A 24,204-nucleotide genomic window follows, 5' to 3' on the forward strand; every position below is an offset into this window, starting at 1 on the left:
CCGTTGGCGCGCGGCGCGGTCCGGGTCAATTGCGGATGCTTTCGCGGCTGACGTTCATGTCAGCAGTGTTGCGAAATTGCTGCACTTTTGCGGCAGAAATCGGGAAACGAAGCCGAATCGGCTTGCGGAAGGCGCTTGCTCGTCGCTTGATTTCCCGCCTCGCCACTCTAGACCGAAGGCAGGTTCCCGAGCGGAGGAAAGCGAAGTGAGCGACGGCGCAGCAGGTGAAATCTATATCGGCCTCGGTGGCGGCGGCGCGAAGGACGGGCCGCGACAGTCGCTGGTCCTGAAGCGCGCGAACCGGCACGGGCTGATCGCCGGCGCGACCGGCACCGGCAAGACAGTGACATTGCAGGGGCTGGCCGAGGGATTTTCGGCGGTCGGCGTTCCGGTATTCGTCGCCGATGTGAAGGGCGACCTTGCCGGCATGGCGATGGCGGGCAGCCCGACGTCGAAGATGCACGAGATTTTCGCCGCGCGGGCGGCCGAGATCGGCGACAGCGACTGGGCGTATCGCGACAATCCGGTGATCTTCTGGGACCTGTTCGGCGAACAGGGTCACCCCATCCGCACGACGATCTCGGAAATGGGGCCGTTGCTGCTCGCGCGGCTGATGGGTCTCAACGAAGTCCAGGAAGGCGTGCTCGCGATCGCTTTCCGCGTTGCCGACGAACAGAATCTGCTCCTGCTCGACATGGGCGACCTGCAGGCGATGCTTGCCTGGTGCGCCGAGAATGCGGACGAGTTGACCACCAGATATGGCAATGTGTCGAAGGCGACCGTCGGTACGATCCAGCGACAATTGCTGACGCTGGAAAGCCAGGGCGGCGATCATTTCTTCGGCGAGCCCGCGCTCGACATCATGGACATGATCCGCACCGACGAGAACGGCCGCGGCTATGTGAATATCCTCGCCGCCGACAAGCTGATGGCGAGCCCCAAGCTTTACGCGACCTTCCTGCTCTGGCTGCTTTCGGAGATGTTCGAGACGCTTCCCGAGGTCGGCGATCCCGACAAGCCGAAGCTGGTCTTCTTCTTCGACGAAGCGCACCTGCTGTTCGACGACGCGCCGCCCGCGCTCGCCGAAAAGATCGAACAGGTCGTGCGCCTGATCCGGTCGAAAGGTGTCGGTGTCTATTTCGTCACCCAGAACCCGATCGACATTCCGGAGGATGTGGCAGGCCAGCTCGGCAATCGCGTCCAGCACGCGCTGCGCGCCTTCACCCCGCGCGACCAGAAGGCGGTCAAGGCGGCCGCCGAAACCTTCCGCCCCAATCCCAAGGTCGACGTCGCGCGCGAGATCACCGAGCTGAAGGTCGGCGAGGCTTTGGTGTCGCTGCTGATGGCCGATGGCGCGCCGTCGCCGGTCGAGCGCACTTTGATCAAGCCGCCCTGCTCGCGGGCGGGGCCGCTGGAGGCCAAGGAACGCGCGATCATCAAGTCGATCTCGCCGGTCGAGGGCAAATACGACACCGTCGTCGACCGCGAAAGCGCCGAGGAACTGCTCGCCGCCAAGGCCGAGCAGGCGCAGGCGGCGGCGGTCGAAGCGAAGGCGCAGGCCGAAGCCGACAAGCAGGCCGCGATCGCTGCAAAAGAAGAAGCGAAGCGCAAGGTTGCCGAGGAGAAGGAGCGGCTGCGGCAGGAAAAGGTGGCAGCGCGCGAGGCGGCGAAGCCGAGTTTTGCCGAGAAGATGGTGCAATCGGCGGCGCGTTCGGCTGCGACCAACCTCGGCCGGCAGGTCGCCGGCAAATTCGGGGGACAGCTGATGCGCGGAATATTGGGCAGCCTGTTCAAATGAGCGCGCGGTGACCGGGGGCGACGCCGCGCTGATGGAGACCGCGCTGATCGCGGTCGCCGATGCCGGTATCGACATCCGTCACACGCTGTTCGAGCGCTTCTTCGCTGCCTACCCCGAACGGCGTGCGAGCTTCATTTCGGTCGATGCCGCGTCGCGGCGGATGACCGACGAGACGCTGCAGATGATCTTCGGGCTGGCAAAGGGCGAGGCATGGGTCTGGCCGCTCGTCGCCGAACTGGTCTTCACGCATCGCAGCTATGGTGCGCTGCCGATCGCCGAATATGACGCCTTTATCGACATGACACTCGCCGAGCTCGGTGCCGCCGCAGGCGCCGCTTGGGATGACGGGACTGCGGCCGCGTGGCAGCGGCATGCTGACGCGCTGAAAGCGATGATCCGCAAGGCGCGGGCCGAATGGGCGGATGCGATGCCGGCGGGCGCGCCGCAGATCGCCTGAAACGGGGCGGTCGGTCCCGATGTTTACCCGCTCGACAAATGCGCCGAATCGCGGCAGCTTTGGTTGCATGACAAAACCTATATTGCCTGGAGAGGTAGCCGCTGCGGTCATCAACCCCGTCGCTTACGGGCAGTGGGAACCGCTTCACGAACAACTGGCGTGGGCCCGCGCCAACGCCCCGCTCGCGGTCGCGGAAAATCCCAACCATGACCCGTTCTGGCTCGTCACCCGCCACGCCGACATCATGGCGATCAGCCGCGATCCGCAGCGTTTCGCCAACGGCATCCGGCCGACGGTGCTCACCGACCGCGACGGCGAGGCGCTGGCGCGCGCCGCGACGCCGAACAATGACGGGCACCTCATCCGCTCGCTGGTGCAGATGGATGCGCCCGACCATATGAAATACCGGCTGCTGACGCAGAGTTGGTTCATGCCCAAGAATCTGAAGATCGTCGAGGAACGCATCCGCGAAATCGCACGCGACACCGTCGATCGCATGCTCGAGGCCGGCGGCGAATGCGACTTTGCGCGCGATGTCGCCGCGCATTACCCGCTGCGCGTCATCATGGACATTCTGGGGGTGCCGCCGGAGGACGAGCCGCGGATGCTGATGCTGACGCAGCAATTATTCGGTCCGACCGACCCCGAACTGAACCGCAGCCGCGAGGCGATCACCAGCGCCGAACAGGCGATCGCGATGCTCCACTATGTCATCGCCGATTTCGAGAATTATTTCGGCGCGCTCACCGCGGACCGCCGCGCCAACCCGCGCGAGGATATCGCGACGGTGATCGCCAATGCGATGGTCGGCGGCGAGCAGATTCCCGACCGCGAGCTTGCCGGCTATTATATGATTATCGCGACCGCCGGGCATGATACGACAAGCGCGTCGACCGCGGGCGCAATGATGGAGCTGGCGAAGAACCCGGCGCTGTTCGAGCGCTTCCGCAGCGCCGAAAGCGACAAGGCGGGGCTGATCGAGGAAGCGATCCGCTGGACGACACCGGTCCAGCATTTCATGCGCAGCGCCAAGGAAGACGTCGAGATCGGCGGCCAGACGATTCGCGCGGGCGACTGGCTGATGCTCAACTATGTCTCGGGCAACCGCGACGAGGATGTCTTTGGCGATCCCTTCGCCTTCGATCCCGACCGCGAAAAGAACCAGCAGATCGCTTTCGGCTTTGGTGCGCATGTTTGCCTCGGCCAGCATCTCGCGCGCATGGAGATGCGGATCCTGATGGAGGAGTTGTTGCCGCGGCTGCAGAGCCTCGAACTGGCGGGCGAGCCGGCGCGCGTCGAGTCGGTGTTCGTCGGCGGTCTGAAGCGCCTGCCGCTCCATTTTCGCGCGGCCTGACCCGGCAACGGAGCGTTTCGACGGCTTTCGGGCTTAGGGGTGCATGCCCGGTGGAACAAAGTCACGGCTCATCGGTAGCTGCGGGAATGAGGCGGGGTGCGTGCCCGCGCGCCCGTCTCCTTATGCAGTCGATGGAGTTTGTGATGAATATCTTGAAAAAAGCCGCGCTGGCAATCGCCGCAACGTCGGTGACGCTTTCGCCCGTGGTCGCTTCGGCTGCTCCCGCGCTCGATGGCGTGCGTGCGACCAGCGCCGCCGACGGCTCGAGCGAACTGGATGGTTCGAGCTGGCTGCCGGCCGTGCTGGCCCTTCTCATTATTGCCGGCGGCATCTGGCTCGCCGTCGATAACGACGACGACGCACCGGTCAGCCCGTAACCGGCCGCGGCATAGGACCAATCCGGAAGGCCCGCCCCCAAAGGCGGGCCTTTTGCCATGCTGCCTGCCTATTTCTTTTGGCGGACTAGTTTTTTTCGGCAGGAAAGAAGCGCGCGATCACGTCGCTGGCGAGCCGCGCGGGGCGCAGCGTCTCGGCGTCGATGCAGCACCAGCTCGATTTGACCTCGGCGAGCACGTCCTCGCCGCGCTTGATGACCGTCTCGTAGAAGGCGCGCGCGCCCTGAACCTTTTCGAGGATGACGGTCGCGATCACCTCGTCGTCGAGGAAGGCGGGGCGGCGATAGGTGATCTCGTGCTTCAGCGCGACCCACAGATGCGCCGCGACCGCATCGGGCGGGGCGATCTTGCGCCAGTGCGACAACACCGCCTCCTGCACCCAGCTAAGATAATGGGCGTTGTTGACGTGCCCCATGAAATCGATCTGGTCGGCGCCGACGGCGATGGCATGGTCGTGGGGGAGCGAGACGGAGGTCATATCGCTGACACTAATGTCAACATATGATGACGGAAAGATGAAATCCGACAATTTTCGTTGAAAATCACCATCAACCGCGTCCGCGGTAGGGTGCGACGCCCTGATCAGGCAGCCACAGTCCGGCAGGAGGGGGCCCGGACTGCCAGAAGACATCGATGGGGATGCCGCCGCGCGGGTACCAGTAACCGCCGATGCGCAGCCATTTGGGGCGCATCTCGTCGACAAGGCGGCGGCCGATGCCGACGGTGCAATCCTCGTGAAAGCCCGCATGATTGCGGAAGCTGCCGAGGAACAGTTTCAGGCTCTTCGATTCGACGATCGTGTCGCCGGGCGCGTAATCGATGACGATGTGTGCGAAATCGGGCTGGCCGGTCACCGGGCAGAGCGAGGTGAATTCGGGCGCGGCGAAGCGGACGAGATACAACTCGTTCGCCCGCGGATTGGGCACATAATCAAGGGTCGCGGTTTCGGGCGAGGCGGGAAGGTCGCTGGATCGGCCCAAATGCTTCGGGGCGAGCGGGGGATGGCTGGAATCACTCATGGCTTTCGTCTAGTGCGCAGCGCGGCCGATGTCATCGTTCACTTGATCGACGGCCGCTTGCAAACGCCACATGGTTCAGCGCCAATTCAGCGGTGCGGACAAGAACGGGACAATCGGGGTCGCAAAGACGGCATGAAGATGAAGCGGATCGGGCACGAACGAACGGCGGCGGGTGCGTCGCTGGCCGCGCTGGCGCTGGTGCTCGCGGGCGCCGGAGTCGTGCCCGTCTCGGCGCAGCAGACCGAAACGCCGACCCCTGCTCCCTCATCCGGTCGTTCGATCGATTTCCGCCTGCCGCCGGCCGACGAGGGGCGTACGCCGGGGGTCCAGGGGCCTGCGGACAATGGCTTGCCCCCCGTCGCCCCCGGCGAACGGCGCGGCGCGCCGACTCCCGCCCCGCAACCGGCGCCGCCGCGCGTGACGCCGACGCAGCCGGCGACCCCGGCGCGTCCGGCTGCGGGCACGGCTACCCCGGCGCCAGCCCCGGTGCGGCGCGATACGCCCGCCGCTTCGACCTCGCGTTCGGCGGCGAGCGACCAGCCCGCCGCTGCGGTCGAACCGCCCGCTTCGGACAATGCCGCTCCGTCACTTGCACCCGTAACGTCGGGGCCGCCGGATAGCGCGGCGTCGGTCGCGGCGCCGTCCGCAGACGATGGGGCATCGGTCGCGGCGCCGAAGAGCGAAGGAAGCGGGACACCACTCTGGGCGTGGCTACTCGCCGGGCTCGCGGCGCTTGGCGCCGGAATCTGGTACTGGCGCCGTCGTCCGCTGCCGGCTGGCGCCGCGCCTGCCGAATATGTTCCGCCCGCCGAGCCCGCCGCGCCTCGGCCCGCGCCCCGTGCGGCCGCACCGGCCCGCGCGCCGACGCCCCCGGCTCCGGCCGCGCGTCCTTCGCCAGCCGCCGAGCGTGCTGCCGCGTCGCTGGTCACGCGGCCTGCCGACGAGCAGCGCGCGATGGTCGCCATGGCGCTCGAAATCCGCGACATTCGCATGACGGTCGATCAGGTCGTCGTGTCGCTAGCGCTCAACCTCGCCAATCAGGGCCCGGTGGCGGCGACGGGGCTGATGGTGCGCATCGCGCTCGGCCAGGGATCGGCGATGCCCGAGGCCGTCCTTGCGCGCTTCTTCGACGGCGCCGGCGGCAGCGTGCTGCGCGACGACATTGCGATCGAACCCGGCGCGGGCGAGCAACTCTCGACCGAGGTGATGTTGCCGCGCGCTGCGATCGAGCCGTTGATGATCGCCGGGCGGCCGATGCTGGTGCCCGTGGTTGCCTTCGACGTCACCTATCATTGGGACGGCCCGGGCGAGGCCTTTGGTCAGAATGCCGGTACCTTCGTCCTCGGCCGCGAGCAGGGCACTGCCGGCGGTGAAAAGCTCGCGCCGTTGCCGCTCGACCGGGCCCAGCACCGCGTCGATCGACCCGGCGCGCGCGCCACCGCGATGCGCCGCGCACAATAGCCCGCAAAAGCGACATCGGCCGTTCGCTGCAGCCGCTTTTTTGTTGCGGCGCACCATCGACTGGGGCAGGACGCCACTGCGCTTGAAAAAGGGCAGGTGGGGGCATAGGCTACGTGTCCCCGGAAAGACAACAGAGCCGCAGCAGGATGGCCGACGAGGGACAGGGTACAGGTTCCCGGACGGCCGCAACAGGAGCATGACATGGACGCCTTGGTCTCAACCGATTGGCTGGAACGCGAACTGGGGGCATCGGACCTGCGGGTCGTCGATGCGACGAAATTCCTCGCCGATGCAGGCCGCGATGCGCGCGCCGAATATGAGGCGGGGCACATCCCGGGCGCGGTGTTCATGGATCTGGCCGAGCTGACCGATGCGTCGAATGCGGTCGAGAATATGGCGCCGCCCGCTGAAAAATTCGCCAGCCGCATGCAGTCGCTCGGCCTCGGCGACGGCAGCCGCATCGTGCTTTATGACGACAGCCCGCTGAAAAGCGCGGCGCGTGCCTGGTGGCTCCTCAAGCTCTTCGGCGCACATGACGTCGCGTTGCTCGACGGCGGCCTCGCCAAATGGAAGGCCGAAGGCCGGGCGCTCGAAATGGGCAAGCAGACGCTGCGCCACCGCCACTTCACCGTCTGGCGTGACGCCAAGGCCGTGCGCAACAAGGAACAACTACTCGCCAATGTGTCGAGCAACGCCGAACAGGTCGTCGACGCGCGTTCGGCGGCGCGGTTTACCGGCGAAGAGCGCGACCCGCGCCCCGGCCTCGCGCCCGGCCACATCCCCGGCTCGCGTAGCCTGCCTTATGGCGAATTGTTCAACGCCGACGGCACCTGGAAGCAGGGCGACGATCTGAAGGCCGCCTTCGACGCCGCCGGCATCGATCTCGACAAGCCGCTCGTCACGACCTGCGGCAGCGGCATGACCGCCACCGTCGTCGCTTTTGGCGCGCACCTGCTCGGCAAGGACGATGTCGCGGTGTACGACGGCAGCTGGACCGAATGGGGCGCCGATCCGGCGACGCCCAAGGCGACCGGCGCCGCCTGAACCGGACCGGCCAGGCGTGCCGCTGCTGGATTTTGGCGAGCGGCACGCTAACACGACTGGATGAGCGACAGCGACAACGACAACCTCCGCCCGGCCACGAAACTCGTGCAGGGCGGAAGGCGGCCCGAATGGACCGGCGACCCGCGTCTTGGCGGCGGGGTCGTCAACCCGCCGGTGTGGCGGGCGTCGACGATCCTTTACGACAATATCGCCGATCTGAAGGCGCGGGGTCACGCGACGCACGACAAGCTTTATTACGGCCGGCGCGGGACGCCGACGGTGTGGGCGCTCGCCGATGCGCTGACGCAGATGGAGCCGGGGGCCGAGGGCACCTTGCTCTATCCCTCGGGGGTCGCCGCCAATTCGGCGGGGCTGCTGGCGCTGCTCGCGCCGGGCGATCATCTGTTGATGGTCGACAGCGCCTATGAGCCGACGCGATCCTTCTGCAATGGCTTGCTCAGGCGTTATGGCGTGACGACGACCTATTATGATCCGCTCGTCGGTGCGGGCATCGCCGAACTGATCACGCCCGAGACGAAGCTGATCTTCCTCGAATCGCCGGGCAGCCTGACCTTCGAGGTACAGGATATTCCCGCGATCGTCGCCGTCGCGCGCGAACGCGGCGTGCTGACGATGCTCGACAACACCTGGGCGACGCCCTTGCTCTTTCCGGCGCTGAAGCAGGGCGTCGACGTGACGATGATGAGCCTGACCAAATATGTCGGCGGCCACAGCGACGCGATGATGGGATCGCTGACCGCGACAAAGGCGGTGTGGCCGAAATTGCGGAGCGCCGCCTACCAGCTCGGCCAGTCGGTCTCGCCCGACGATTGCGCGCTGATGCTGCGCGGGCTGCGTACGCTCGACGTGCGGATGCAGCGGCACGGCGAAAACGGGCTGGCGGTCGCCAACTGGCTCGCGGCGCGGCCCGAGGTGGGGCGCGTGCTCCATCCGGCGCTGGCGGGGGACCCCGGCCACGCGATCTGGGCGCGCGATTTCACCGGCACCAGCGGATTGTTCGGCTTCACGCTCAAGGGTGCCGACACGGCGGCGCGAACGCGCTTCATCGACGCGCTGGCGCATTTCGGCATCGGCTTTAGTTGGGGCGGTTACGAAAGCCTCGTCGTCCCCAGCGACCCGCAGGAGATTCGCACCGCGACCCGCTGGGACGATCCCGATGCGCTCGTCCGCCTGTCGATCGGGCTCGAGGATCCCGCCGACCTGATCGCCGACCTCGCACGCGGCTTTGCGGCAATGCCGGTATGAGTGCGATGGAGCGCTTGCGCGACGGCGCCACGCGCACGGTCGAGGCGATGCAGGCGATCGGCATCGACGTCGGCTCGTACCGCCTTTCGCTTTATGGCCTTTTCTCGACGATCATCGTCGCGGTGCTGCTCTATGTCGCGGTGCGCGTTACTCTGCGCTCGATCAAATGGCTGCTCCGCCGCAACACCCAGATCGACGCGACGCAGCGGCTGCTCGCCGAAAAGCTGATCGCGATCGCGCTGTTCGTTTTCGCGATGCTGTTCGGCATCGACCTGCTCGGCATCGACCTGACCGCGCTCGCGGTCTTCTCGGGTGCTGCCGGCCTTGCGATCGGTTTCGGGCTGCAGAAGACGGTCGGCAATCTGATTGCGGGAATCATCCTGCTGATGGACCGCTCGATCAAGCCGGGCGATATCATCGTCGTCGGCGACGGCAGTTCGATGGGCGGCTCGGCGCTTCCCGGCGGGGTGCCCAATGTCGGACGTGTCGCGAAGATCGGCGTGCGCGCGGTCAATGTGATTACCCGCGACGGCAAGAAGCATCTGATCCCGAACGAACTCTTGATGACGCAGCCGGTCGAGAACTGGAGCTATGCCAGCCCCGAAGTGCGGGTGCGGATGCGCATTCCGGTGCCCTATGACGCCGACCTCCGGCTCGCGCAGCGGCTGATCGTCGAGACGGCGCAGCAGAATCCACGCATCCTGAACGAGCCCGAGCCGGCAGTGTGGATCACCGCTTTCGGCGAACGCGCGGTCGACCACGAACTGCGCTACTGGATTTCGGACCCCGAGGCGGGGCTCGGCAATATCCAGGGCGAGGTGTTTCTGGGGATATGGGACCGCTTCAGGGAAGCGGGGATCCGCATTCCCTATCCGCGCACCGATGTGCGGCTGGTCGAGGCGCCGGACGAAGGCAAGAAGTCCGACGCTTGAATTGCGTCATTGCGAGCGAAGCGAAGCAATCTCCAGCCATCAGCCTCGAGCAAGGTCGATAGCTGGAGATTGCCGCGTCGCCTGCGGCTCCTCGCAATGACGGGCTGGGCTAGAAGCCGATCTTCTTTGCGCGTTCGACGCTTTCGACGATGATGCGCTTGGCTTCGTCGACATCGCCCCAGCCGTTGAGCTTCGCCCATTTGCCGGGTTCGAGGTCCTTGTAGTGGGTAAAGAAATGCTCGATCTGCTGGAGCACGATTTCGGGCATGTCCTTATAGGTCGCGACCTTGTCGTAATAGGGAAAGGTCTTGTTGACGGGGACGCAGAGCAATTTCTCGTCGCCGCCGGCATCATCTTCCATGAGCAGCACGCCGATCGGACGGCATTTGACCACCGCGCCCGCGACGATCGGCGAGCGCGCGACGACGAGGGCGTCGAGCGGATCGCCATCGTCGCCCAGCGTGTGGGGAATGAAGCCGTAATTGGCGGGATAGCGCATCGGCGTGTGCAGGAAACGATCGACGAACAGCGCGCCCGACGCCTTGTCGAATTCATATTTCACCGGTTCGCCGCCGATCGGCACCTCGATCAGCACGTTGAGGCTGTCGGGGGGGCTGTCGCCGGCGGGGATCAGGTCGATGCGCATGGGAGATGCAGTCCTTTGTTCTGTGATTCGGACGCCCCTTAGCCGCTCGCATCGAGCGAAGTCGAGATGCCGTGAAGGCGTGCGTTGCCGATGGGCGTCTCGACTTCGCTCGACACGAACGGATTTCATCGCCCCTACAGCGCCCGGCGCGGCGCGAGCAGCCGGTCGAACCAGTCGGCACCGCTGCCCGCCTTTTCGAGGTGCGGCCAGCGCAGCCCGCCATGATAGTCGAGATCGATGTTGCGATAGCGCCCGCCGCGCTCGACGAGCAGGCGGACGGGGGTCTTCCCGTCGGTCGCGGTGCGCACCGCGGTCTCCAGCCGGTCGCGGCTGTACGACATGCCGTCGACCGCAACAATCTTCGTGCCGTTCACGATATCGGCGCGAAAGGCGGGGCCGTCCCATAATATGCCGTTCGCGATGCCGTCCTTGTCGATGACCATCCCCAGCGAGTAGGTCAGGTCGGCGTTCTTCGCCTGCGCCATCCGGTCGCGGTCATAGACATTGGGCGCATCGCGCCAGACGAGGCGATATCCGGCGCGTTCGATGCCGCCGACTGGTGCGGGCTGGCCTGGCGTCTGTAACCGGTCGCGCAGGAATTTCGCCCAGTCATAGGGATGGACCGCGTTGAGCGCGGCGACGACATCGTCGAAATTATAAGTATCCTGCCCCCAGTCGCCCTCGCGCCCGCCGAAAAAGGCGCGCGCGAAATCGTCGAGGCTTTTGGCGTTGTTCGTCGAAGTGCGGATGAGCATGTCCGCCTCGAGCCAGGTCAGCGACCCTTCGTTGTAATAATCCTCGGTGCGCGACCAGCTCGGCCAGGGCTTGGGCTTGCGCGCCGCGATGATCGGGTCGAGCGTCGTGTCGTCGACCGAGCGCCATTCGCGGCCCGCCTGCGCGCTGTAGAAGCCGGCGTTGGTCGCCCATTCGGCGAGGATCATCTCCTTCGACTGCATCCCCGACCGCCCGGCAAGGACAAGGTCCCAGAAGCTCGTCTGGCCTTCGTAAACCCACAGCAGATTGTCGTGCATCGGGGTGCGGAAGTCGGGGGTCCACATCTTGTCGGGGCGACGGTACTTGCCGTTCCAGCTATGCGTCAGTTCGTGCGGCAGCAGCCCGCGTTCGCTGTCGTTGTCGTTCCATCGGGTGAAATAGTCGGGGTTGCGGCTGTTTTCGCTCGACCGGTGATGTTCGAGGCCGATGCCGCCCAGCTCTTCGCTCAGCGCGAGGAGAAATTCGTAGCGGTCGAAATGGCGTACCCCGAACAGCGCGACGGCCTCCGACACCAGCGCCGCGTGGCGCGCGATATGGTCGGGGCTGGCTTCGAGATATTTCGCTTCGTCGGCGACGACGTTGAGCGTCACCCGGTTGCCGAGATCCCATTTGCGGAAATATTTCCCTGCGAACATCGGGCTGTCGACGAGCACCTCGTAATTGGTCGGGGCATAGCTGTAGCGGTTGCCGGATATCTTGAGGCCGTCGAGCGCGGCAGCGCCGGTCCATCCCTCGGGCAGCGTCACGTCGAGCTGCACCGGAATCTGGCGGGTGAAATAGCCGGCGGGATACAGGCTGACCTGTTCCCATTGCAGGTTCATCATCGCCGGGGTGACGACGACGCGGCCTTCGCTCGTCCGCGTCGGCGACAGGAAATCGAAGGCGACGTCAATACTCTTCACCCCCGCCGGCACCTCGATATCGAAAGCGTAGACGTCGGTCGGCTGGCGCGTCCAGACGAGCGGCTTGCCGCCGGCGCTGGGCTTGAAACCCGCGAGTTCGGCGATCGCGCCGCGCGGCGCGTGCTTGCCGGGCAGCCATTCGGGATAGAGCAGGGTCAGCTTGCCCGCCTTTGCCACCGGGATCGTCTGGCGGACGTGGAAGATGCCGCGCGCGACATCGGTCGCGTCGACCTTCAGCACCATCGTGCCGGGATAGGGCTTGTCGGCGGGCAGCGGGATGGTCAGCGGCTGGACGACCGGCTGCGGCCGGCTGTTGCCCTCCTGCGCCTGGACGGGAGCGACGAAGGCGATCAGGGCGGCTGCGACGAACGGTGCTTTTTTCATGCCGTTTATCTGCGACGAAATGGCGATCAGGTCCAGCCGGCGCTCTGCCAGCGTGCCGTGGAGTTCGACGAAACCGGCGATTGCCCGCTCGCTCAGCTTCCGGCGATCATGTTGATCGAAAAAGCCAGGATGCCGATGTTGAAGATGAAGGCCTCGAGGCAATGCCAGGTCGACACGCGGCGGATCGCGCGGCTGGTGATGTCGATATCGGCGGTCTGAAAGGTCATGCCGAGGATCAGCGCGAAGTGGAGAAAGTCGAAATAGTCGGGCGCCGGGCTGCTCGGCACCGAAAGCCCTCCCGCATGGCCGCCGTGCGCCTGGTCGGGGGTATAATAGAGATGCGCATAATGGATGGCGTAAACGGTGTTGGCGAAAAACCAGGCGAGCGCCAGCGTCACGATCACGAGCGGCTTCGAATATTGCCCGGTGCCCGAGACGAGTTGCGCCAGTGCGCCGAGCACGACGGCGCTCACCGCCACCGAAATGACGAGCAGCGCCACCCGGTTCGCGTCATTCTCGACCGCATGCCGCTTCAGGACTTGCGGATCGCGGGTGCGGAACAGCGGGATCGTCGACAGAAGGAAGAGCGCGGTCACGATGTCGAAACCGATCAGAAAGTCCTGCAGCGCCGATCGATCCTGCATGATGGCCCATGCCGCGACGAGAACCAGCCCCGCCGCATAGGCGACGAAGCGGGGCGGGGCGATGCGATTGCCGATCGTGCGGGCCATGATGGCAGCCTAGCCGCGAGCGAAGCCCGCGCAAGCCCGCTTTGCCTTTCGCCGAAAAGCGATTAGACGCGCGGCCCATGAGCAAGGACAAATCCGCCAGGATCCCGATCCCGCAGCCCGTCCGCGGTACACAGGACATGCTCGGCGATTTCGCCGACCGTTTCGCTTATGTCGTCGAGACGTTCGAGCGGGTGCGCCGCCTTTACGGCTTCAAGCGCGTCGAAGTGCCGGTGATCGAGCCGACCGCAGTGTTCGCCCGCTCGCTGGGTGAGACGACCGACGTCGTGTCGAAGGAGATGTATTCGTTCGAGGATCGCGGCGGCGAAGGGATCACGCTGCGCCCCGAATTTACCGCCGGGATCGCGCGCGCCTATGTCACCAACGGCTGGCAGCAGTTCGCGCCGCTGAAGGTTGCGACGCACGGGCCGCTGTTCCGTTACGAGCGGCCGCAAAAGGGTCGCTATCGCCAGTTCCACCAGCTCGACGCCGAAGCGCTGGGCAGCGACAGCCCGCTTGCGGACGCCGAATTGCTCGTCTTCGCCGACCAGCTTCTGAAGGAACTGGGCATATCCGAAGGCGTCACGCTGACGCTCAATACGCTCGGCGACGCGGCGAGCCGCGACACATGGCGTGCGGCGCTGGTCGAGCATTTCGAGGGTCATCGCGGTGATCTCAGCGAGGACAGCCTCGCCCGGCTCGACAAGAATCCGCTGCGCATCCTCGACAGCAAGGATGCCAAAGACCGCCCGATCGCCGACAGCGCACCTGATATCGACGCCTTCCTGACGAGCGAGGCGCAGGATTTCTTCGGTGCGGTCACTGCCGGCCTCGACGCCGCGGGCGTCGCATGGGAGCGCAACGCGCGGCTGGTGCGTGGGCTCGACTATTATCGCCACACCGCGTTCGAGTTCATCACCGACCGGCTTGGCGCGCAGGGCACCGTGCTCGGCGGCGGGCGCTATGACGGGCTGATCGAAAATCTCGGCGGACCGCCGACCCCGGCGGTCGGCTGGGCGGCCGGGATCGAGCGGCTGGCGATGCTGCTTGCCGACGATATCATCGACAATCGTCTCGACGCCGTGATCGCGGTCGAGGACGACAGCCAACTCGCGCTGGCGATGCGGGCGCTGGCGGCGCTTCGCAGCAGCGGCTTCGCGACCGAGATCGTCGCCAGCGGATCGCCGCGCAAGCGCTTCGACAAGGCGGCCAAGATTCCGGCGCACGCGCTGATCTCGGTCGGCACGCGCGACGGCGCGTCGCATATCAATGTCCGCGGCGACAGCGATCGCGCGAAGCAGGCTGAAGCGGTCGTTCGGGCCCTTTGATGACCAGCGTTTCGGCCAAACAGATCGACGCCATCATCGAACGCCACGCCGCCTTGCAGGCGCGGATGGCGACGGGCGACATGGCGCCCGCCGATTTCGTCGCGGCGTCGAAGGAGTTCGCCGAGCTCGAACCGGTGGCCAGGGCAGCGGCCGAAGTGACGCGGCTGCGCGGCGAACTGGTGGCGCTGAACGAAATGCTCGGCGATCTCGAGATGAAGGCGATGGCGGAGGAGGAAATCGCGGCGGTCGAGGAGGCGCTGCCTGCCGCCGAGCATGATCTGGCGATCAAGCTGCTGCCGAAGGACGTCGCCGATGAACGCGCCGCGATGCTTGAAATCCGCGCCGGGACCGGCGGTGACGAGGCCGCGCTGTTCGCGGGCGATCTGCTCCGCATGTACAGCCGCTATGCCGATGCGCAGGGCTGGAAAGTCGAAATCATCTCGGCGAACGAGGCTGAGGTCGGCGGCTACAAGGAAGTCGTCGCATCGGTGAGCGGGCAGGGCGTGTTCGCCAAGCTGAAGTTCGAAAGCGGCGTCCACCGCGTCCAGCGCGTCCCCGTCACCGAAAGCGGCGGGCGCATCCACACCAGCGCCGCGACGGTCGCGGTGCTGCCCGAGGCCGAGGAGGTCGACGTCGCGATCAACGACAGCGACCTCAAGATCGACATTTACCGCGCGTCGGGGGCGGGGGGGCAGCACGTCAACACGACCGATTCGGCGATCCGCATCACGCATATTCCGACCGGGCTCGTCGTCATCCAGCAGGACCAGCGTAGCCAGCACAAGAATCGCGCCAAGGCGATGCAGGTGCTGCGCGCGCGGCTCTATGACCTCGAGCGCGAGAAGATCCACAGCGCCGAGGCGTCGGCGCGCAAGTCGATGGTCGGCTCGGGCGACCGGTCGGAGCGCATCCGCACCTATAATTTCCCGCAGGGCCGGGTGACCGACCATCGCATCAACCTGACCCTCCACCGCCTGCCCGAGATATTGGAAGGGCAGATGGACGAACTGATCGACGCGCTGATCGCCGAGGATCAGGCGCAGCGGCTGGCGGGGCTGGGTGAGTGAGGTAGGCGCCGCGCTGCGCGATGCGGCGGCGCGACTGGCGGCGGTGTCGGATACCCCGCGCCTCGACGCCGAACTGTTGATGGCGCATGCACTGGGGATCGAACGGCAGGCGCTGCTCCTCGATTCCGCGCGCTTCGCCGTACCAGGCGATTTCGCTGCGCTGATCGATCGCCGGATGGTGCACGAGCCGGTCGCCTATATCGTCGGCTATCGCGACTTCTGGACGATCCGCGTTGCGGTGGGCCCGGGTGTGCTGATCCCGCGCCCCGACAGCGAGACGCTGATCGAGGCGGCGCTGGCGCACGTCGAGGATCGCGGGGCGCCGCTGCAGATCCTTGACCTTGGAACCGGGCCGGGCACGCTGGTGCTGGCCTTGTTGTCCGAATTGCCCGAAGCGGCCGGGCTCGGTGTCGATGTGTCGGCGGATGCGCTGGCGTTCGCGCGCCGGAACGCGGGCGAATTGCAAATGCAGGATCGGGCAATATTCCGCGAAGGCGACTGGACCGACGACGTTGCCGGGCAATTCGACCTGATCCTGTGCAATCCACCCTATATCGCCGATACCGAGCAACTGATGCCCGATGTCGCGGAACATGAGCCCGCCGGAGCGCTTTTCGCCGGGCCCGACGGGCTCGACGATTATCGCCGGATTATTCCCGATCTGCCGCGCCTGTTGGCGCCCGGCAGCATGGCGATCCTTGAAATCGGAGCCTCGCAGCTTATGTCGGTTTCTGCTCTTGCCGAAGCGGCGGGCTTTGCCGTCCGATGCCGCCGCGACCTCGGCGGCCGCGACAGGGCGCTTTTGCTGACCCGTGCCTGAGTGTCGCCGCAATTATTCGCTTGGTTTACGCCGCAAAGCGCGGTAGGGGCGGCTCTAGGACTGATCGGACCCCATTGGCGATGCTTGGCATCGATACTGGCCCGGCAGGACTGCTTCCCACTTACGATGCTGGTCCGGGACGTGGGTCCCGTTCAAGCGGTAAAGGGTAAAGCCGCGCAGGGAGCGCGGGCGCGACGCGCAAATGGCGCGGTCGGCCAAAAGGGGTTGGCATAGCTTATTTGGCTTTTCGACAGGATGTCTCAGTTGAACATGAACAACCGGCAGAGCGGTCGCCGTCGCGGCCGCAACAACAACAGCAACAACAACAATGGTCGCCCGCAGTCGGGCGGACGCGGGGGCGTCGACCAGGCCAACCGCATCGACAGCCGCGCCCGCGGCAACGGCGCCCAGATGATCGAGAAATACCGCAACCTTGCGCGTGACGCGCAGCTTGCCGGCGACCGGGTCCAGACCGAATATTATCTGCAGTTCGCCGACCATTATTTCCGCGTCGTGAGCGATTTCCGCGCCCGGCAGGAAGAAAAGAACGCCCAGAACGGCCAGGAACGCAGCCACGACCGGAGCCGCGAGATTCGCGGCGTTGAGGATTTCGACGGTCATGACGATACCGACAGCGATATCGACACCGACGGCGGCCGCGACGACGATGGCGACGACCGTGGCGAGCGCAATGATCGCAACGACCGCGGCCAGCGCGACAATCGCGGTAACCGCGAAGCGCGCGGCAATCGCGACGATCAGGGCGACGACAATCGTGGCAATCGCCAGCAGGGTCGCGGCCGCGCCAACCGCAACCGCGACGACGACAGCGCCGGCCGCGGCGAACAGGACGAACGCGACGACCGCAATGATGCGCAGGCCGAGGCCGTCGAAGCCGAAGAGGCTCCGCGCCCCGCACGCCGCCCGGCGCGCCGCCCGCGCAAGGACGAGAGCGCCGGTGACGATAATGGCAATGCCGGCATCGACACGGCCGTGCTGCCGCCGGCGATCGGCCGCCCCGAACGGAGCGCAGACGCCGATGCCGGCGCGGATGGCGGCGACGAAGCCCCCGCCGCCAAGCCGCGCCGCACGCGCCGTACGCTGGCAGCGCGGAGCAGCGGCGTCGAGGCCGCCGAGTAAGGTCATTATTTCACGCTGGTTTTTGACCGGCACATAACATAGCCTCCCCGCCAGACTGTTGGCGGGGAGGTTTTTTATGCGCGTTTTGGCAAGGACTTGCGCTTCGGTGGCCGCCGTCGCGGCAGTGGTTTCATTCCCCGCCGCCGCGCAGGATCCGACGCAGGGCAATGCGCAGGGCGATCTTGCCGTTACCATCTATAACGGCGGGCAGTCGCTGGTGCAGGACATCCGCCAGATCGCTTTCCCCGCCGGGCGCTCGCGGCAGGAGTTTCCCGACGTTTCGGCACAGATCCGGCCGCAGACCGTCTCCTTCGCCGCGGACGGTACTGCGATTGTCGAGCAGAATTTCGACTATGACCTCCTCTCGCCCGATGCGCTGATGCAGAAGGCGGTAGGCGAGACGGTGACGCTGCTCCGGATCAATCCCGCGACGGGCGCCGAAACGCGCGAGCGCGCCAAGGTGCTCGCGGTCAACGGCGGCGTCGTGCTGCAGATCGGGCCGCGGATCGAGATCTTGCGCGACGACGGCCTGCCGGTGCGGGTCATCTTCGACAAGATCCCGCCGAACTTGCGTGTCAAGCCGACGCTGTCGATTACGGTCGAGAGCAAGGGATCCGGGACGCGGCCCGCGACGCTTTCCTATCTGACGAACGGCCTCGGCTGGTCTGCCGACTATGTGTCGCTCTATGACGAAAAGGCGGGGACGATCGACGTCCAAGGCTGGGTGACGCTGAGCAACAACACCGGCACGACCTTCGACAATGCCAAGACCTTGCTCGTCGCGGGGACGCCGTCGGCGGGCGGCATGGCCGCTTACGGCCAGTCGTACCGCTATCGCCCGCAGTCGTCGGCGCCCGGCGAACTCCGCCGCGCCGGCACCGAGACCGCGCCGCGCGAGCAGCTTGGCGACTATTATCTCTATCCGCTGCCCGAACGCACGACGATCGCCAATGCACAGACCAAGCAGGTGAGCTTTCTCGACGTCGCCAAGGTGCCGGCGCAGAAAATCTACGAGTTTACCGTCGACGGCTTCAACAACATGACCGAGCCGGCGAGCGCGGCGAGCGTGATCAAATTCACCTCGAGCCGCGACGGCGGCCTCGGCGACGCGCTGCCCGCCGGGACGGTGCGCTTTTACCAGCGCGACCTGCGCGGCGATCCGCAGTTTATCGGTGAAAACCAGATTGGTCACACGCCGATGGGCAGCGAGTTGGGGCTGAAGACCGGCGACGCGTTCGACGTGAAGGTGAAAGCGACCGTCGTGTCGCGCGAAAAGCGCGCGCCTTATGTGTGGCGGTCGTCGATGTCCTATCTGCTGACCAACGCGCGCGCGCAGCCGGTCACGCTCGACCTGCGCCAGCGCGGGCTCGACTGGTACTGGTCGGAAACGAAGATCATCACCGAAAGCCAGAAGAGCGAAAGGCTCGATTCGGACGGCACGCAGTGGCGGGTGACCGTACCCGCGAACGGCGAGGCGACGATCACCGCCACCTTCGAAACGCGTTACTGATTCGCGGACCGATGCGCCGCGCCGCATCCCCCCTGTCGATGTCTTCGCTGCTGCTGCTGTTCGCGGCGGCGCCCGCTGCGGCGCAGTCGGTGGTTACCTCGACTGCGCCCGACAAGGTCGCGGTCAGCGTCTTTCGCGATCCCGACCGCGCCGAGGGCGGCGAGATCAATCGCAATTGGCTGAACGGCTTCGCGCTGATTTCCGAAACGCGGACGATCGATTTGCCGGCGGGCGAATCGGTGCTGCGCTTCGAGGGCGTCTCCGAAGGCATGGTGGCGGTGTCGGCAATCGTCACCGGCCTGCCTGGCGGCGTCGCGCAGAAGAATCGCGATGCGGCGCTGCTGTCGCCCGCCAGTCTGCTCGACGGTTCGCTCGGCAATCGTGTCCATCTCCGCCGTACCGACCGGGCGACGGGAAAGGTGACCGAGGAAGAGGCGGTCATCCGCTCGGGCCCTGCGGGGGCGGTGATCCTGCAAACTCCGGCGGGCTATGAGGCGCTACGCTGCACCGGGCTTCCCGAAACGCTGACTTATGACGGGGTGCCGGCGGGACTGACCGCCAAGCCGACGCTGTCGGTCACGACGCGCAGCCCGGCGGCGCAGCGGGCGACAGTGACGCTGACCTATTTGTCGACGGGGTTCGACTGGGCGAGCAATTATGTCGCGCGCGTGGCGGACGACGGCAAGACGCTTGACCTGTTCGCCTGGCTGACCGTCGCGAACAGCAATGGCGAAAGCTTTGCCGACGCGAATATGTCGGTGCTGGCGGGGACGCTCAACGTCACGAGCGATTTCGATTCGCTCGTCGAGGCACCGCCGCCGCCGCAACTGAGCCTGCGTTGCTTTCCGACCGGCAACGGCCGCTACGGCGCGCCGCCCCCGCCGCCGCCGCCGCCTCCGCCGCCCGCGCCGATGGCGGAGGGGATGGATATTATCGTCACGGCGTCGCGGCGTCAGGAAAAGGCGATGGCGGCGCCGATATCGGTGGTCGACACCGCGAAGCTCGAGGATCTTGGCGACCTCAAGCTCTATCGCGTGCCCTTTCCGGTCACCGTCGCGGCGAACGGGCAGAAGCAGGTCGCGCTGTTGATCAAGGACGGCGTGCCGTTCGAGACGATTTACCGGCTACGCGCCGATCCCGACTATGAGGAAACGGCGCAGGCGACCGAGATCGTGCTGCGCATGCAGAACAAGGAGGCAAACCGGCTCGGTGTGCCGCTGCCCAGCGGACAAGTCGCGGTCTTCGAACAGGCGGCGGGACGCGAACTGCTGGCGGGCGAGGGGATGATGCGCGACCATGCGGTCGGCGAGAAAGTCGACCTCGTGATCGGCGAGAGCAGCCAGGTGCGCATAGACATGGAAAATTATGCCCCGCCCAAGAAGCGCGAGCATGATCGCCGGGTGACCGTGTCGAACGCCAATCCCTTCGCGGTGACCTTTGAACTCGGTTTCCAGGTCTATGACACCGGCACCCTCGATTCGCGGCTGCGCAAACTGCCGCGCAAGGACGGCATGCCGACCTGGACGGTGCGCGTGCCGGCGAATGCGACGCGCACGCTCGATTACCGCACGCGCGAGAGCGAGGATTAGGCGGCCGGCAGCGGGCGCGGGCGGTGATTCGCGTCGAGCGCGACGAAGGTGAAGACGCCTTCGGTCACCTTCTCCTCGGTGCGGCCGCCGTCGCGAGTCGCGATCACTTCGAGCCGGATCGCCAGCGAGGTGCGCCCGCGCCGTTCGATATGCGCATAGATGGAGATGATGTCGCGCAGCAGGATCGGGGCAATGAACTCCATCGTGTCGATCGCCACGGTCGCGACCGCGCCCTGCGCTTCGCGGCCGGCGACGATGCCGCCCGCGATGTCCATCTGGCTGAGGACCCAGCCGCCGAAGATGTGGCCGTTGGCGTTGATGTCCGCGGGGCGCGGGACGACGCGCAGGATCGGGTCGCGCGGGCAGTCGGACACGGCTTTATCGGTCATGGTTCATATCCGGGTCGTCCTTGAACGGGTCTTCGATCGCCTCGTCGTGGCCGCTGCCGCTCGACAGGAAAACGAGTCCCATCAGCGCGGCGCCGAGCAGGACCGACAGGCCGACCCCGGCGGCGGTCGCGATGATCATGTGGATCGTGAGCGCATCGCCCATCGTGTAGCGTAGCCAGCCCAGCGCCAGCAGGACGGCGCCGAACGACACCAGTGCCATGCCCTTCATCAGCCGGCGATAGCGGGCCCAGGCGACCTGCGAGGTGTCGCGGTTGTCGAGCGGGGATCGTTTGACCATGCGGGCAGTCATGGACCAGCCGCGCGGCAAGACCAAGCGCGAAAGGCCATCGTCCTGCCGCAGCCCTTTCGGCTTTGCCGCGAATCATGTTAAGCTGGTCGCCCTGAAAAGCGACATGGGGAGCGGCATGGCATGACGATCGGAGCGATCCTTCACGGGCATACGGGTCCGGTGATTTCGGCACGGAAAGAAGACACGGTTCGTGCGGTGATCGACCTCTTGGCACAGCATCGCATCGGGGCGGTGCCGGTGATGGAGGCCGAGGTGATCGTCGGCATCTTTTCCGAACGCGACCTTGTCCGGCTGATGTCCTCCTATGGTCCCGAAGCGCTCGACCGCCAGCTCGACGAGGTGATGACCAAATCGCCGGTGACCTGCGATTCGCAGATGGCGGTGATCGGCGCGCTGTCGCAGATGACGCAAAAGCGCATCCGCCACTTGCCGGTCGTCGACGGCGGCCGCCTCGTCGGATTCGTGTCGATCGGCGATCTCGTCAAATATCGCATCGACAAGATTGAGGCCGAAGCCGCGGCGATGCGGGATTATATCGCGTCTTAATCTCCAAGTGCCGCTACGCGGATTCGGCGATCTTCCGCCGAAGGACGAGTCGCGTCACTTCGGCGATCGCCTCGCGCTCGAGTAGCCAGAGCAGTCCGCCATAAAGCGCGACGCCCAGCGCGACGAGCAGCGCCAGCCGAATCGGCGCGGCCATGCCGAGTGGCGCAAGCAATTGTGCGGCGAAGCCCACGCCGATCGCCATCAGCAGCGCGGGCGCGAGTCCCGGCAGCATCGCGCGGCCGACATCCCATAGCGACACGCCGATCAGCGGCGCCGACATTCGCGCCGCGACAAAGAGCAGCAGGGGCGCGGCGACCAGCCACGCCCAGGCGATGCCGATCAGCCCCCATTGGGCACCGATCAGGAAGGCGGCGGGAAAGATGAGCGCGCCGCCGAGCGAGGTGAGCATCGAGACGTGCGGCTTGCCGAGCGCATTGTTCACCGGCGCGAAGAGAATCTGCACCGTCATCGCGATGAGCGCGAGCGACAGCAACTGGATATAGGGCACCATGCCGAGCCACTTCACTCCGAACAGTGTCTCGACCATCGGCGCCGCGACCACCGCGAGTCCGCAATAAAAGGGTGCGGCGACGAGCATCAGCAGGCGGACCGTCTTCAGAAAGCTCCAACGCATCGCGGTCGGATTGTCCTTGATTCGCGAATAGGCGGGGAAGGCGACTTCGTTGAGCGGCGGCACGAACTTCGCCATGAAGATCTGCGCGAGGAACAAGGCTTCGGCATAGAGGCCGAGCGCATGCGGTTCGAACCGGCGGCCGGCGATGAAGACGTCCGACTGGCTCTGCACCAGCCAGAAGAGCTGGCTGAACAGCACCGCCGATCCGAATCCGATGATCTGGCCGCAGCCCTTGAAGTTGAAACTCGGCCAGACGAGCAGCCGCGCCACGAAGGTCAGCCCGATCGCGCGCGTCCAGAACATGGCGATCGGCGCATAGACGAGAGTCCAGACGCCGAATCCCGCGAGCGCGCAGCCGAGCGCCGTGCCCGCGCCCGCAAGCGCGGCGACGAGGTTGACGATCGCCTGTCGGCGGAAATCGAGTTTGCGCGACATCATCACTTCGGGAAGCGCGATGAAGGGCGTCGCAAGAAAGATCAGCGCCTGGACGCGGAGCAGTTCGGCGACCATCGGCTGGCCATAATAGGCCGCGGCGACCGGGGCGCCGAAATATTGCACGGCGGCGAGTAGCGCGTTGAGCAGCAGCAGCAGGCCGAACGCCTGCCTGATTCGGAACGGATCGACCGAATCGGATTGCACCAGCGCGCTCGCGAATCCCCAGCCGTTGAGGAAAGCGAGGAAGGCGAGCACCACCTGCGTCATCGCGAACAGGCCATAATCGGCCGGATCGAGCAGACGAATCACGAGCAATGTCGATGACCAGGTGATGATTTGCGCCAGAATCTGGCTCCCCGACCGCCAGATCACCGCGCTGCGCACGCGGCTGCCGAATGCGTCGGCACTTTCTCCGCCCAGGTCGGAGCCCTTGAATTCCGCGCTTTCGCTCACCATTTTGTCCTTCCGGCACCGGGGTTTCCCGATGCTCTCAACATCCTTTGAAACAAAATTGCAAAAAGGTTGTTGACGCGAATCGATGAGGGGCCTAGAGGCCTGTTCACCGGACGGGGACGCGGCGGAAAACGCCACGAACCAGCCGGTCGCCAACAGATACGGACAGATGTCCCCCGATAGCAATAGCGGGGAACGACAACTGTCCGCTGTTTCTTGTCGGTGGCTCTTTGAAATTGTGATTGTCGATGAAGGGACATGTGGGCGGCGGCCCTGGGTCTTGCAGCTTTAAGGTGCAAGGTGCTCAGGATAAAAAGCCAAGCCTGACCTACATGTCTTACACGTTTCCATAACGTGGAAGCAGCCTTTCGGGGTTGCTTCTTGTGTAGGCCAGGCTCCTTAAAATGAGCGGGTTTGCGAGGGATATTCCACCTTTGCAGATTCGAACATCAAACTTGAGAGTTTGATCCTGGCTCAGAACGAACGCTGGCGGCATGCCTAACACATGCAAGTCGAACGAAGTCTTCGGACTTAGTGGCGCACGGGTGCGTAACGCGTGGGAATCTGCCCTTGGGTACGGAATAACTCAGAGAAATTTGTGCTAATACCGTATAATGACTTCGGTCCAAAGATTTATCGCCCAAGGATGAGCCCGCGTAAGATTAGCTAGTTGGTGGGGTAAAAGCCTACCAAGGCGACGATCTTTAGCTGGTCTGAGAGGATGATCAGCCACACTGGGACTGAGACACGGCCCAGACTCCTACGGGAGGCAGCAGTGGGGAATATTGGACAATGGGCGAAAGCCTGATCCAGCAATGCCGCG

24 protein-coding genes and 1 rRNA gene (1 of these 25 cut by a window edge) are annotated in these 24,204 nt (G+C 65.5%); 17 read left to right on the top strand and 8 right to left on the bottom strand.

Features of this window, described 5'->3' with window-relative positions; translation table 11 throughout:
- The first annotated feature begins 205 nt into the window (after positions 1–205).
- From V6U71_RS00215 to V6U71_RS00230, 4 genes are all read left to right on the top strand, one after another.
- On the top strand, positions 206–1,798 hold the full coding sequence (locus tag V6U71_RS00215; RefSeq protein WP_411340445.1) for a helicase HerA-like domain-containing protein: 1,593 nt from the start codon (positions 206–208) through the stop codon (positions 1,796–1,798).
- A gap of 7 nt (positions 1,799–1,805) precedes the next feature.
- Entirely contained in the window at positions 1,806–2,255 is a 450-nt protein-coding gene (locus tag V6U71_RS00220) for a hypothetical protein (RefSeq protein WP_411340446.1), read from the top strand.
- A gap of 67 nt (positions 2,256–2,322) precedes the next feature.
- Positions 2,323–3,609, top strand: coding sequence for a cytochrome P450 (locus tag V6U71_RS00225; protein WP_411340447.1), 1,287 nt, complete (start codon positions 2,323–2,325; stop codon positions 3,607–3,609).
- Between the two features lie 122 nt (positions 3,610–3,731).
- Entirely contained in the window at positions 3,732–3,986 is a 255-nt protein-coding gene (locus V6U71_RS00230) for a hypothetical protein (protein ID WP_411340448.1), read from the top strand.
- A gap of 85 nt (positions 3,987–4,071) precedes the next feature.
- On the opposite strand, the gene V6U71_RS00235 is transcribed toward V6U71_RS00230, so the two are convergent.
- Both V6U71_RS00235 and queF read right to left on the bottom strand, forming a co-directional pair.
- Positions 4,072–4,482, bottom strand: coding sequence for an acyl-CoA thioesterase (locus tag V6U71_RS00235; RefSeq protein WP_411340449.1), 411 nt, complete (start codon positions 4,480–4,482; stop codon positions 4,072–4,074).
- A 70-nt stretch (positions 4,483–4,552) separates the two neighbouring features.
- Positions 4,553–5,023 (bottom strand): preQ(1) synthase, encoded by a 471-nt coding sequence (gene queF, locus V6U71_RS00240; RefSeq protein WP_411340450.1) that lies wholly within the window; start codon positions 5,021–5,023, stop codon positions 4,553–4,555.
- A 132-nt stretch (positions 5,024–5,155) separates the two neighbouring features.
- Here queF and V6U71_RS00245 point away from each other — a divergent pair, with 132 nt between their 5' ends.
- The 4 genes from V6U71_RS00245 (at position 5,156) to V6U71_RS00260 (ending at position 9,726) form a co-directional block, all read left to right on the top strand.
- Positions 5,156–6,484 carry a hypothetical protein gene (locus V6U71_RS00245; protein ID WP_411340451.1) on the top strand — a complete coding sequence of 443 codons (1,329 nt, stop codon included), beginning with the start codon at positions 5,156–5,158 and terminating at the stop codon, positions 6,482–6,484.
- Between the two features lie 201 nt (positions 6,485–6,685).
- A complete protein-coding gene (gene sseA, locus V6U71_RS00250; protein WP_411340452.1) occupies positions 6,686–7,528 on the top strand; it encodes a 3-mercaptopyruvate sulfurtransferase in 843 nt (280 codons plus the stop codon).
- A gap of 60 nt (positions 7,529–7,588) precedes the next feature.
- Positions 7,589–8,794, top strand: a complete 1,206-nt coding sequence (gene metC, locus V6U71_RS00255; RefSeq protein WP_411340453.1) for a cystathionine beta-lyase — start codon at positions 7,589–7,591, stop codon at positions 8,792–8,794.
- The gene (locus tag V6U71_RS00260) at positions 8,791–9,726 is read left to right on the top strand and encodes a mechanosensitive ion channel family protein (protein WP_411340454.1); all 936 of its coding nucleotides are present in this window, start codon (positions 8,791–8,793) and stop codon (positions 9,724–9,726) included. Before metC ends, V6U71_RS00260 begins: the two co-directional genes overlap by 4 nt.
- Before the next feature lie 109 nt (positions 9,727–9,835).
- Here V6U71_RS00260 and ppa read toward each other — a convergent pair whose 3' ends face one another.
- The 3 genes from ppa to V6U71_RS00275 all read right to left on the bottom strand — a co-directional run bounded on the left by ppa (position 9,836) and on the right by V6U71_RS00275 (position 13,163).
- The gene (ppa, locus tag V6U71_RS00265; protein ID WP_054723890.1) at positions 9,836–10,372 is read right to left on the bottom strand and encodes an inorganic diphosphatase; all 537 of its coding nucleotides are present in this window, start codon (positions 10,370–10,372) and stop codon (positions 9,836–9,838) included.
- 134 nt (positions 10,373–10,506) lie between these two features.
- Positions 10,507–12,432 (bottom strand): M61 family metallopeptidase, encoded by a 1,926-nt coding sequence (locus tag V6U71_RS00270; RefSeq protein ID WP_411340455.1) that lies wholly within the window; start codon positions 12,430–12,432, stop codon positions 10,507–10,509.
- A gap of 92 nt (positions 12,433–12,524) precedes the next feature.
- Positions 12,525–13,163, bottom strand: coding sequence for a DUF1345 domain-containing protein (locus V6U71_RS00275; RefSeq protein ID WP_411340456.1), 639 nt, complete (start codon positions 13,161–13,163; stop codon positions 12,525–12,527).
- Between the two features lie 77 nt (positions 13,164–13,240).
- Here V6U71_RS00275 and hisS point away from each other — a divergent pair, with 77 nt between their 5' ends.
- The 6 genes from hisS (at position 13,241) to V6U71_RS00305 (ending at position 20,614) form a co-directional block, all read left to right on the top strand.
- Positions 13,241–14,488, top strand: a complete 1,248-nt coding sequence (hisS, locus tag V6U71_RS00280) for a histidine--tRNA ligase (RefSeq protein ID WP_411340457.1) — start codon at positions 13,241–13,243, stop codon at positions 14,486–14,488.
- Positions 14,488–15,555, top strand: a complete 1,068-nt coding sequence (prfA, locus tag V6U71_RS00285) for a peptide chain release factor 1 (protein WP_411340458.1) — start codon at positions 14,488–14,490, stop codon at positions 15,553–15,555. The genes hisS and prfA overlap by 1 nt, the downstream gene beginning before the upstream one ends.
- Positions 15,548–16,375, top strand: a complete 828-nt coding sequence (prmC, locus tag V6U71_RS00290) for a peptide chain release factor N(5)-glutamine methyltransferase (RefSeq protein WP_411340459.1) — start codon at positions 15,548–15,550, stop codon at positions 16,373–16,375. The genes prfA and prmC overlap by 8 nt, the downstream gene beginning before the upstream one ends.
- A gap of 255 nt (positions 16,376–16,630) precedes the next feature.
- The gene (locus V6U71_RS00295) at positions 16,631–17,515 is read left to right on the top strand and encodes a DUF4167 domain-containing protein (RefSeq protein WP_411340460.1); all 885 of its coding nucleotides are present in this window, start codon (positions 16,631–16,633) and stop codon (positions 17,513–17,515) included.
- Between the two features lie 76 nt (positions 17,516–17,591).
- Positions 17,592–19,025 (top strand): DUF4139 domain-containing protein, encoded by a 1,434-nt coding sequence (locus V6U71_RS00300; RefSeq protein ID WP_411340461.1) that lies wholly within the window; start codon positions 17,592–17,594, stop codon positions 19,023–19,025.
- A gap of 38 nt (positions 19,026–19,063) precedes the next feature.
- Positions 19,064–20,614, top strand: coding sequence for a DUF4139 domain-containing protein (locus V6U71_RS00305; protein ID WP_411340462.1), 1,551 nt, complete (start codon positions 19,064–19,066; stop codon positions 20,612–20,614).
- Here the strand turns inward: V6U71_RS00305 and V6U71_RS00310 are convergent.
- Together V6U71_RS00310 and V6U71_RS00315 are read right to left on the bottom strand one after the other, a co-directional pair.
- Positions 20,611–21,003, bottom strand: coding sequence for an acyl-CoA thioesterase (locus V6U71_RS00310; protein ID WP_411340463.1), 393 nt, complete (start codon positions 21,001–21,003; stop codon positions 20,611–20,613). The genes V6U71_RS00305 and V6U71_RS00310 overlap by 4 nt on opposite strands.
- The gene (locus V6U71_RS00315) at positions 20,993–21,301 is read right to left on the bottom strand and encodes a hypothetical protein (RefSeq protein ID WP_054723910.1); all 309 of its coding nucleotides are present in this window, start codon (positions 21,299–21,301) and stop codon (positions 20,993–20,995) included. Before V6U71_RS00315 ends, V6U71_RS00310 begins: the two co-directional genes overlap by 11 nt.
- Before the next feature lie 10 nt (positions 21,302–21,311).
- Here V6U71_RS00315 and V6U71_RS00320 point away from each other — a divergent pair, with 10 nt between their 5' ends.
- A complete protein-coding gene (locus V6U71_RS00320) occupies positions 21,312–21,437 on the top strand; it encodes a hypothetical protein (protein WP_411340464.1) in 126 nt (41 codons plus the stop codon).
- Complete coding sequence (locus tag V6U71_RS00325; protein ID WP_411340465.1) at positions 21,434–21,859, top strand: CBS domain-containing protein; 426 nt, start codon at positions 21,434–21,436, stop codon at positions 21,857–21,859. Before V6U71_RS00320 ends, V6U71_RS00325 begins: the two co-directional genes overlap by 4 nt.
- Positions 21,860–21,872: 13 nt before the next feature.
- Here V6U71_RS00325 and V6U71_RS00330 read toward each other — a convergent pair whose 3' ends face one another.
- Positions 21,873–23,384, bottom strand: coding sequence for a lipopolysaccharide biosynthesis protein (locus V6U71_RS00330; protein WP_411340466.1), 1,512 nt, complete (start codon positions 23,382–23,384; stop codon positions 21,873–21,875).
- Positions 23,385–23,832: 448 nt separating this feature from the next.
- Between V6U71_RS00330 and V6U71_RS00335 the strand changes: the two genes are divergently transcribed.
- Positions 23,833–24,204: ribosomal RNA gene (locus V6U71_RS00335) — 16S ribosomal RNA — on the top strand; it runs 1,117 nt beyond the window's last position.

It is taken from the genome of Sphingopyxis sp. J-6, assembly GCF_046603995.1.
GTDB lineage: Bacteria > Pseudomonadota > Alphaproteobacteria > Sphingomonadales > Sphingomonadaceae > Sphingopyxis.

What these genes read in the sequence shown, in the direction of transcription:
- V6U71_RS00225 (WP_411340447.1), top strand. Translation starts at nt 2,323, where the DNA reads ATGACAAAACCTATATTGCCTGGAGAGGTAGCCGCTGCGGTCATCAAC.
- V6U71_RS00230 (WP_411340448.1), top strand. Translation starts at nt 3,732, where the DNA reads ATGCAGTCGATGGAGTTTGTGATGAATATCTTGAAAAAAGCCGCGCTG.
- V6U71_RS00235 (WP_411340449.1), bottom strand. Translation starts at nt 4,482, where the DNA reads ATGACCTCCGTCTCGCTCCCCCACGACCATGCCATCGCCGTCGGCGCC.
- queF (WP_411340450.1), bottom strand. Translation starts at nt 5,023, where the DNA reads ATGAGTGATTCCAGCCATCCCCCGCTCGCCCCGAAGCATTTGGGCCGA.
- V6U71_RS00245 (WP_411340451.1), top strand. Translation starts at nt 5,156, where the DNA reads ATGAAGATGAAGCGGATCGGGCACGAACGAACGGCGGCGGGTGCGTCG.
- sseA (WP_411340452.1), top strand. Translation starts at nt 6,686, where the DNA reads ATGGACGCCTTGGTCTCAACCGATTGGCTGGAACGCGAACTGGGGGCA.
- metC (WP_411340453.1), top strand. Translation starts at nt 7,589, where the DNA reads ATGAGCGACAGCGACAACGACAACCTCCGCCCGGCCACGAAACTCGTG.
- V6U71_RS00260 (WP_411340454.1), top strand. Translation starts at nt 8,791, where the DNA reads ATGAGTGCGATGGAGCGCTTGCGCGACGGCGCCACGCGCACGGTCGAG.
- ppa (WP_054723890.1), bottom strand. Translation starts at nt 10,372, where the DNA reads ATGCGCATCGACCTGATCCCCGCCGGCGACAGCCCCCCCGACAGCCTC.
- V6U71_RS00270 (WP_411340455.1), bottom strand. Translation starts at nt 12,432, where the DNA reads ATGAAAAAAGCACCGTTCGTCGCAGCCGCCCTGATCGCCTTCGTCGCT.
- V6U71_RS00275 (WP_411340456.1), bottom strand. Translation starts at nt 13,163, where the DNA reads ATGGCCCGCACGATCGGCAATCGCATCGCCCCGCCCCGCTTCGTCGCC.
- hisS (WP_411340457.1), top strand. Translation starts at nt 13,241, where the DNA reads ATGAGCAAGGACAAATCCGCCAGGATCCCGATCCCGCAGCCCGTCCGC.
- prfA (WP_411340458.1), top strand. Translation starts at nt 14,488, where the DNA reads ATGACCAGCGTTTCGGCCAAACAGATCGACGCCATCATCGAACGCCAC.
- V6U71_RS00295 (WP_411340460.1), top strand. Translation starts at nt 16,631, where the DNA reads ATGTCTCAGTTGAACATGAACAACCGGCAGAGCGGTCGCCGTCGCGGC.
- V6U71_RS00300 (WP_411340461.1), top strand. Translation starts at nt 17,592, where the DNA reads ATGCGCGTTTTGGCAAGGACTTGCGCTTCGGTGGCCGCCGTCGCGGCA.
- V6U71_RS00305 (WP_411340462.1), top strand. Translation starts at nt 19,064, where the DNA reads ATGTCTTCGCTGCTGCTGCTGTTCGCGGCGGCGCCCGCTGCGGCGCAG.
- V6U71_RS00310 (WP_411340463.1), bottom strand. Translation starts at nt 21,003, where the DNA reads ATGACCGATAAAGCCGTGTCCGACTGCCCGCGCGACCCGATCCTGCGC.
- V6U71_RS00315 (WP_054723910.1), bottom strand. Translation starts at nt 21,301, where the DNA reads ATGGTCAAACGATCCCCGCTCGACAACCGCGACACCTCGCAGGTCGCC.
- V6U71_RS00320 (WP_411340464.1), top strand. Translation starts at nt 21,312, where the DNA reads ATGGACCAGCCGCGCGGCAAGACCAAGCGCGAAAGGCCATCGTCCTGC.
- V6U71_RS00325 (WP_411340465.1), top strand. Translation starts at nt 21,434, where the DNA reads ATGACGATCGGAGCGATCCTTCACGGGCATACGGGTCCGGTGATTTCG.
- V6U71_RS00330 (WP_411340466.1), bottom strand. Translation starts at nt 23,384, where the DNA reads ATGGTGAGCGAAAGCGCGGAATTCAAGGGCTCCGACCTGGGCGGAGAA.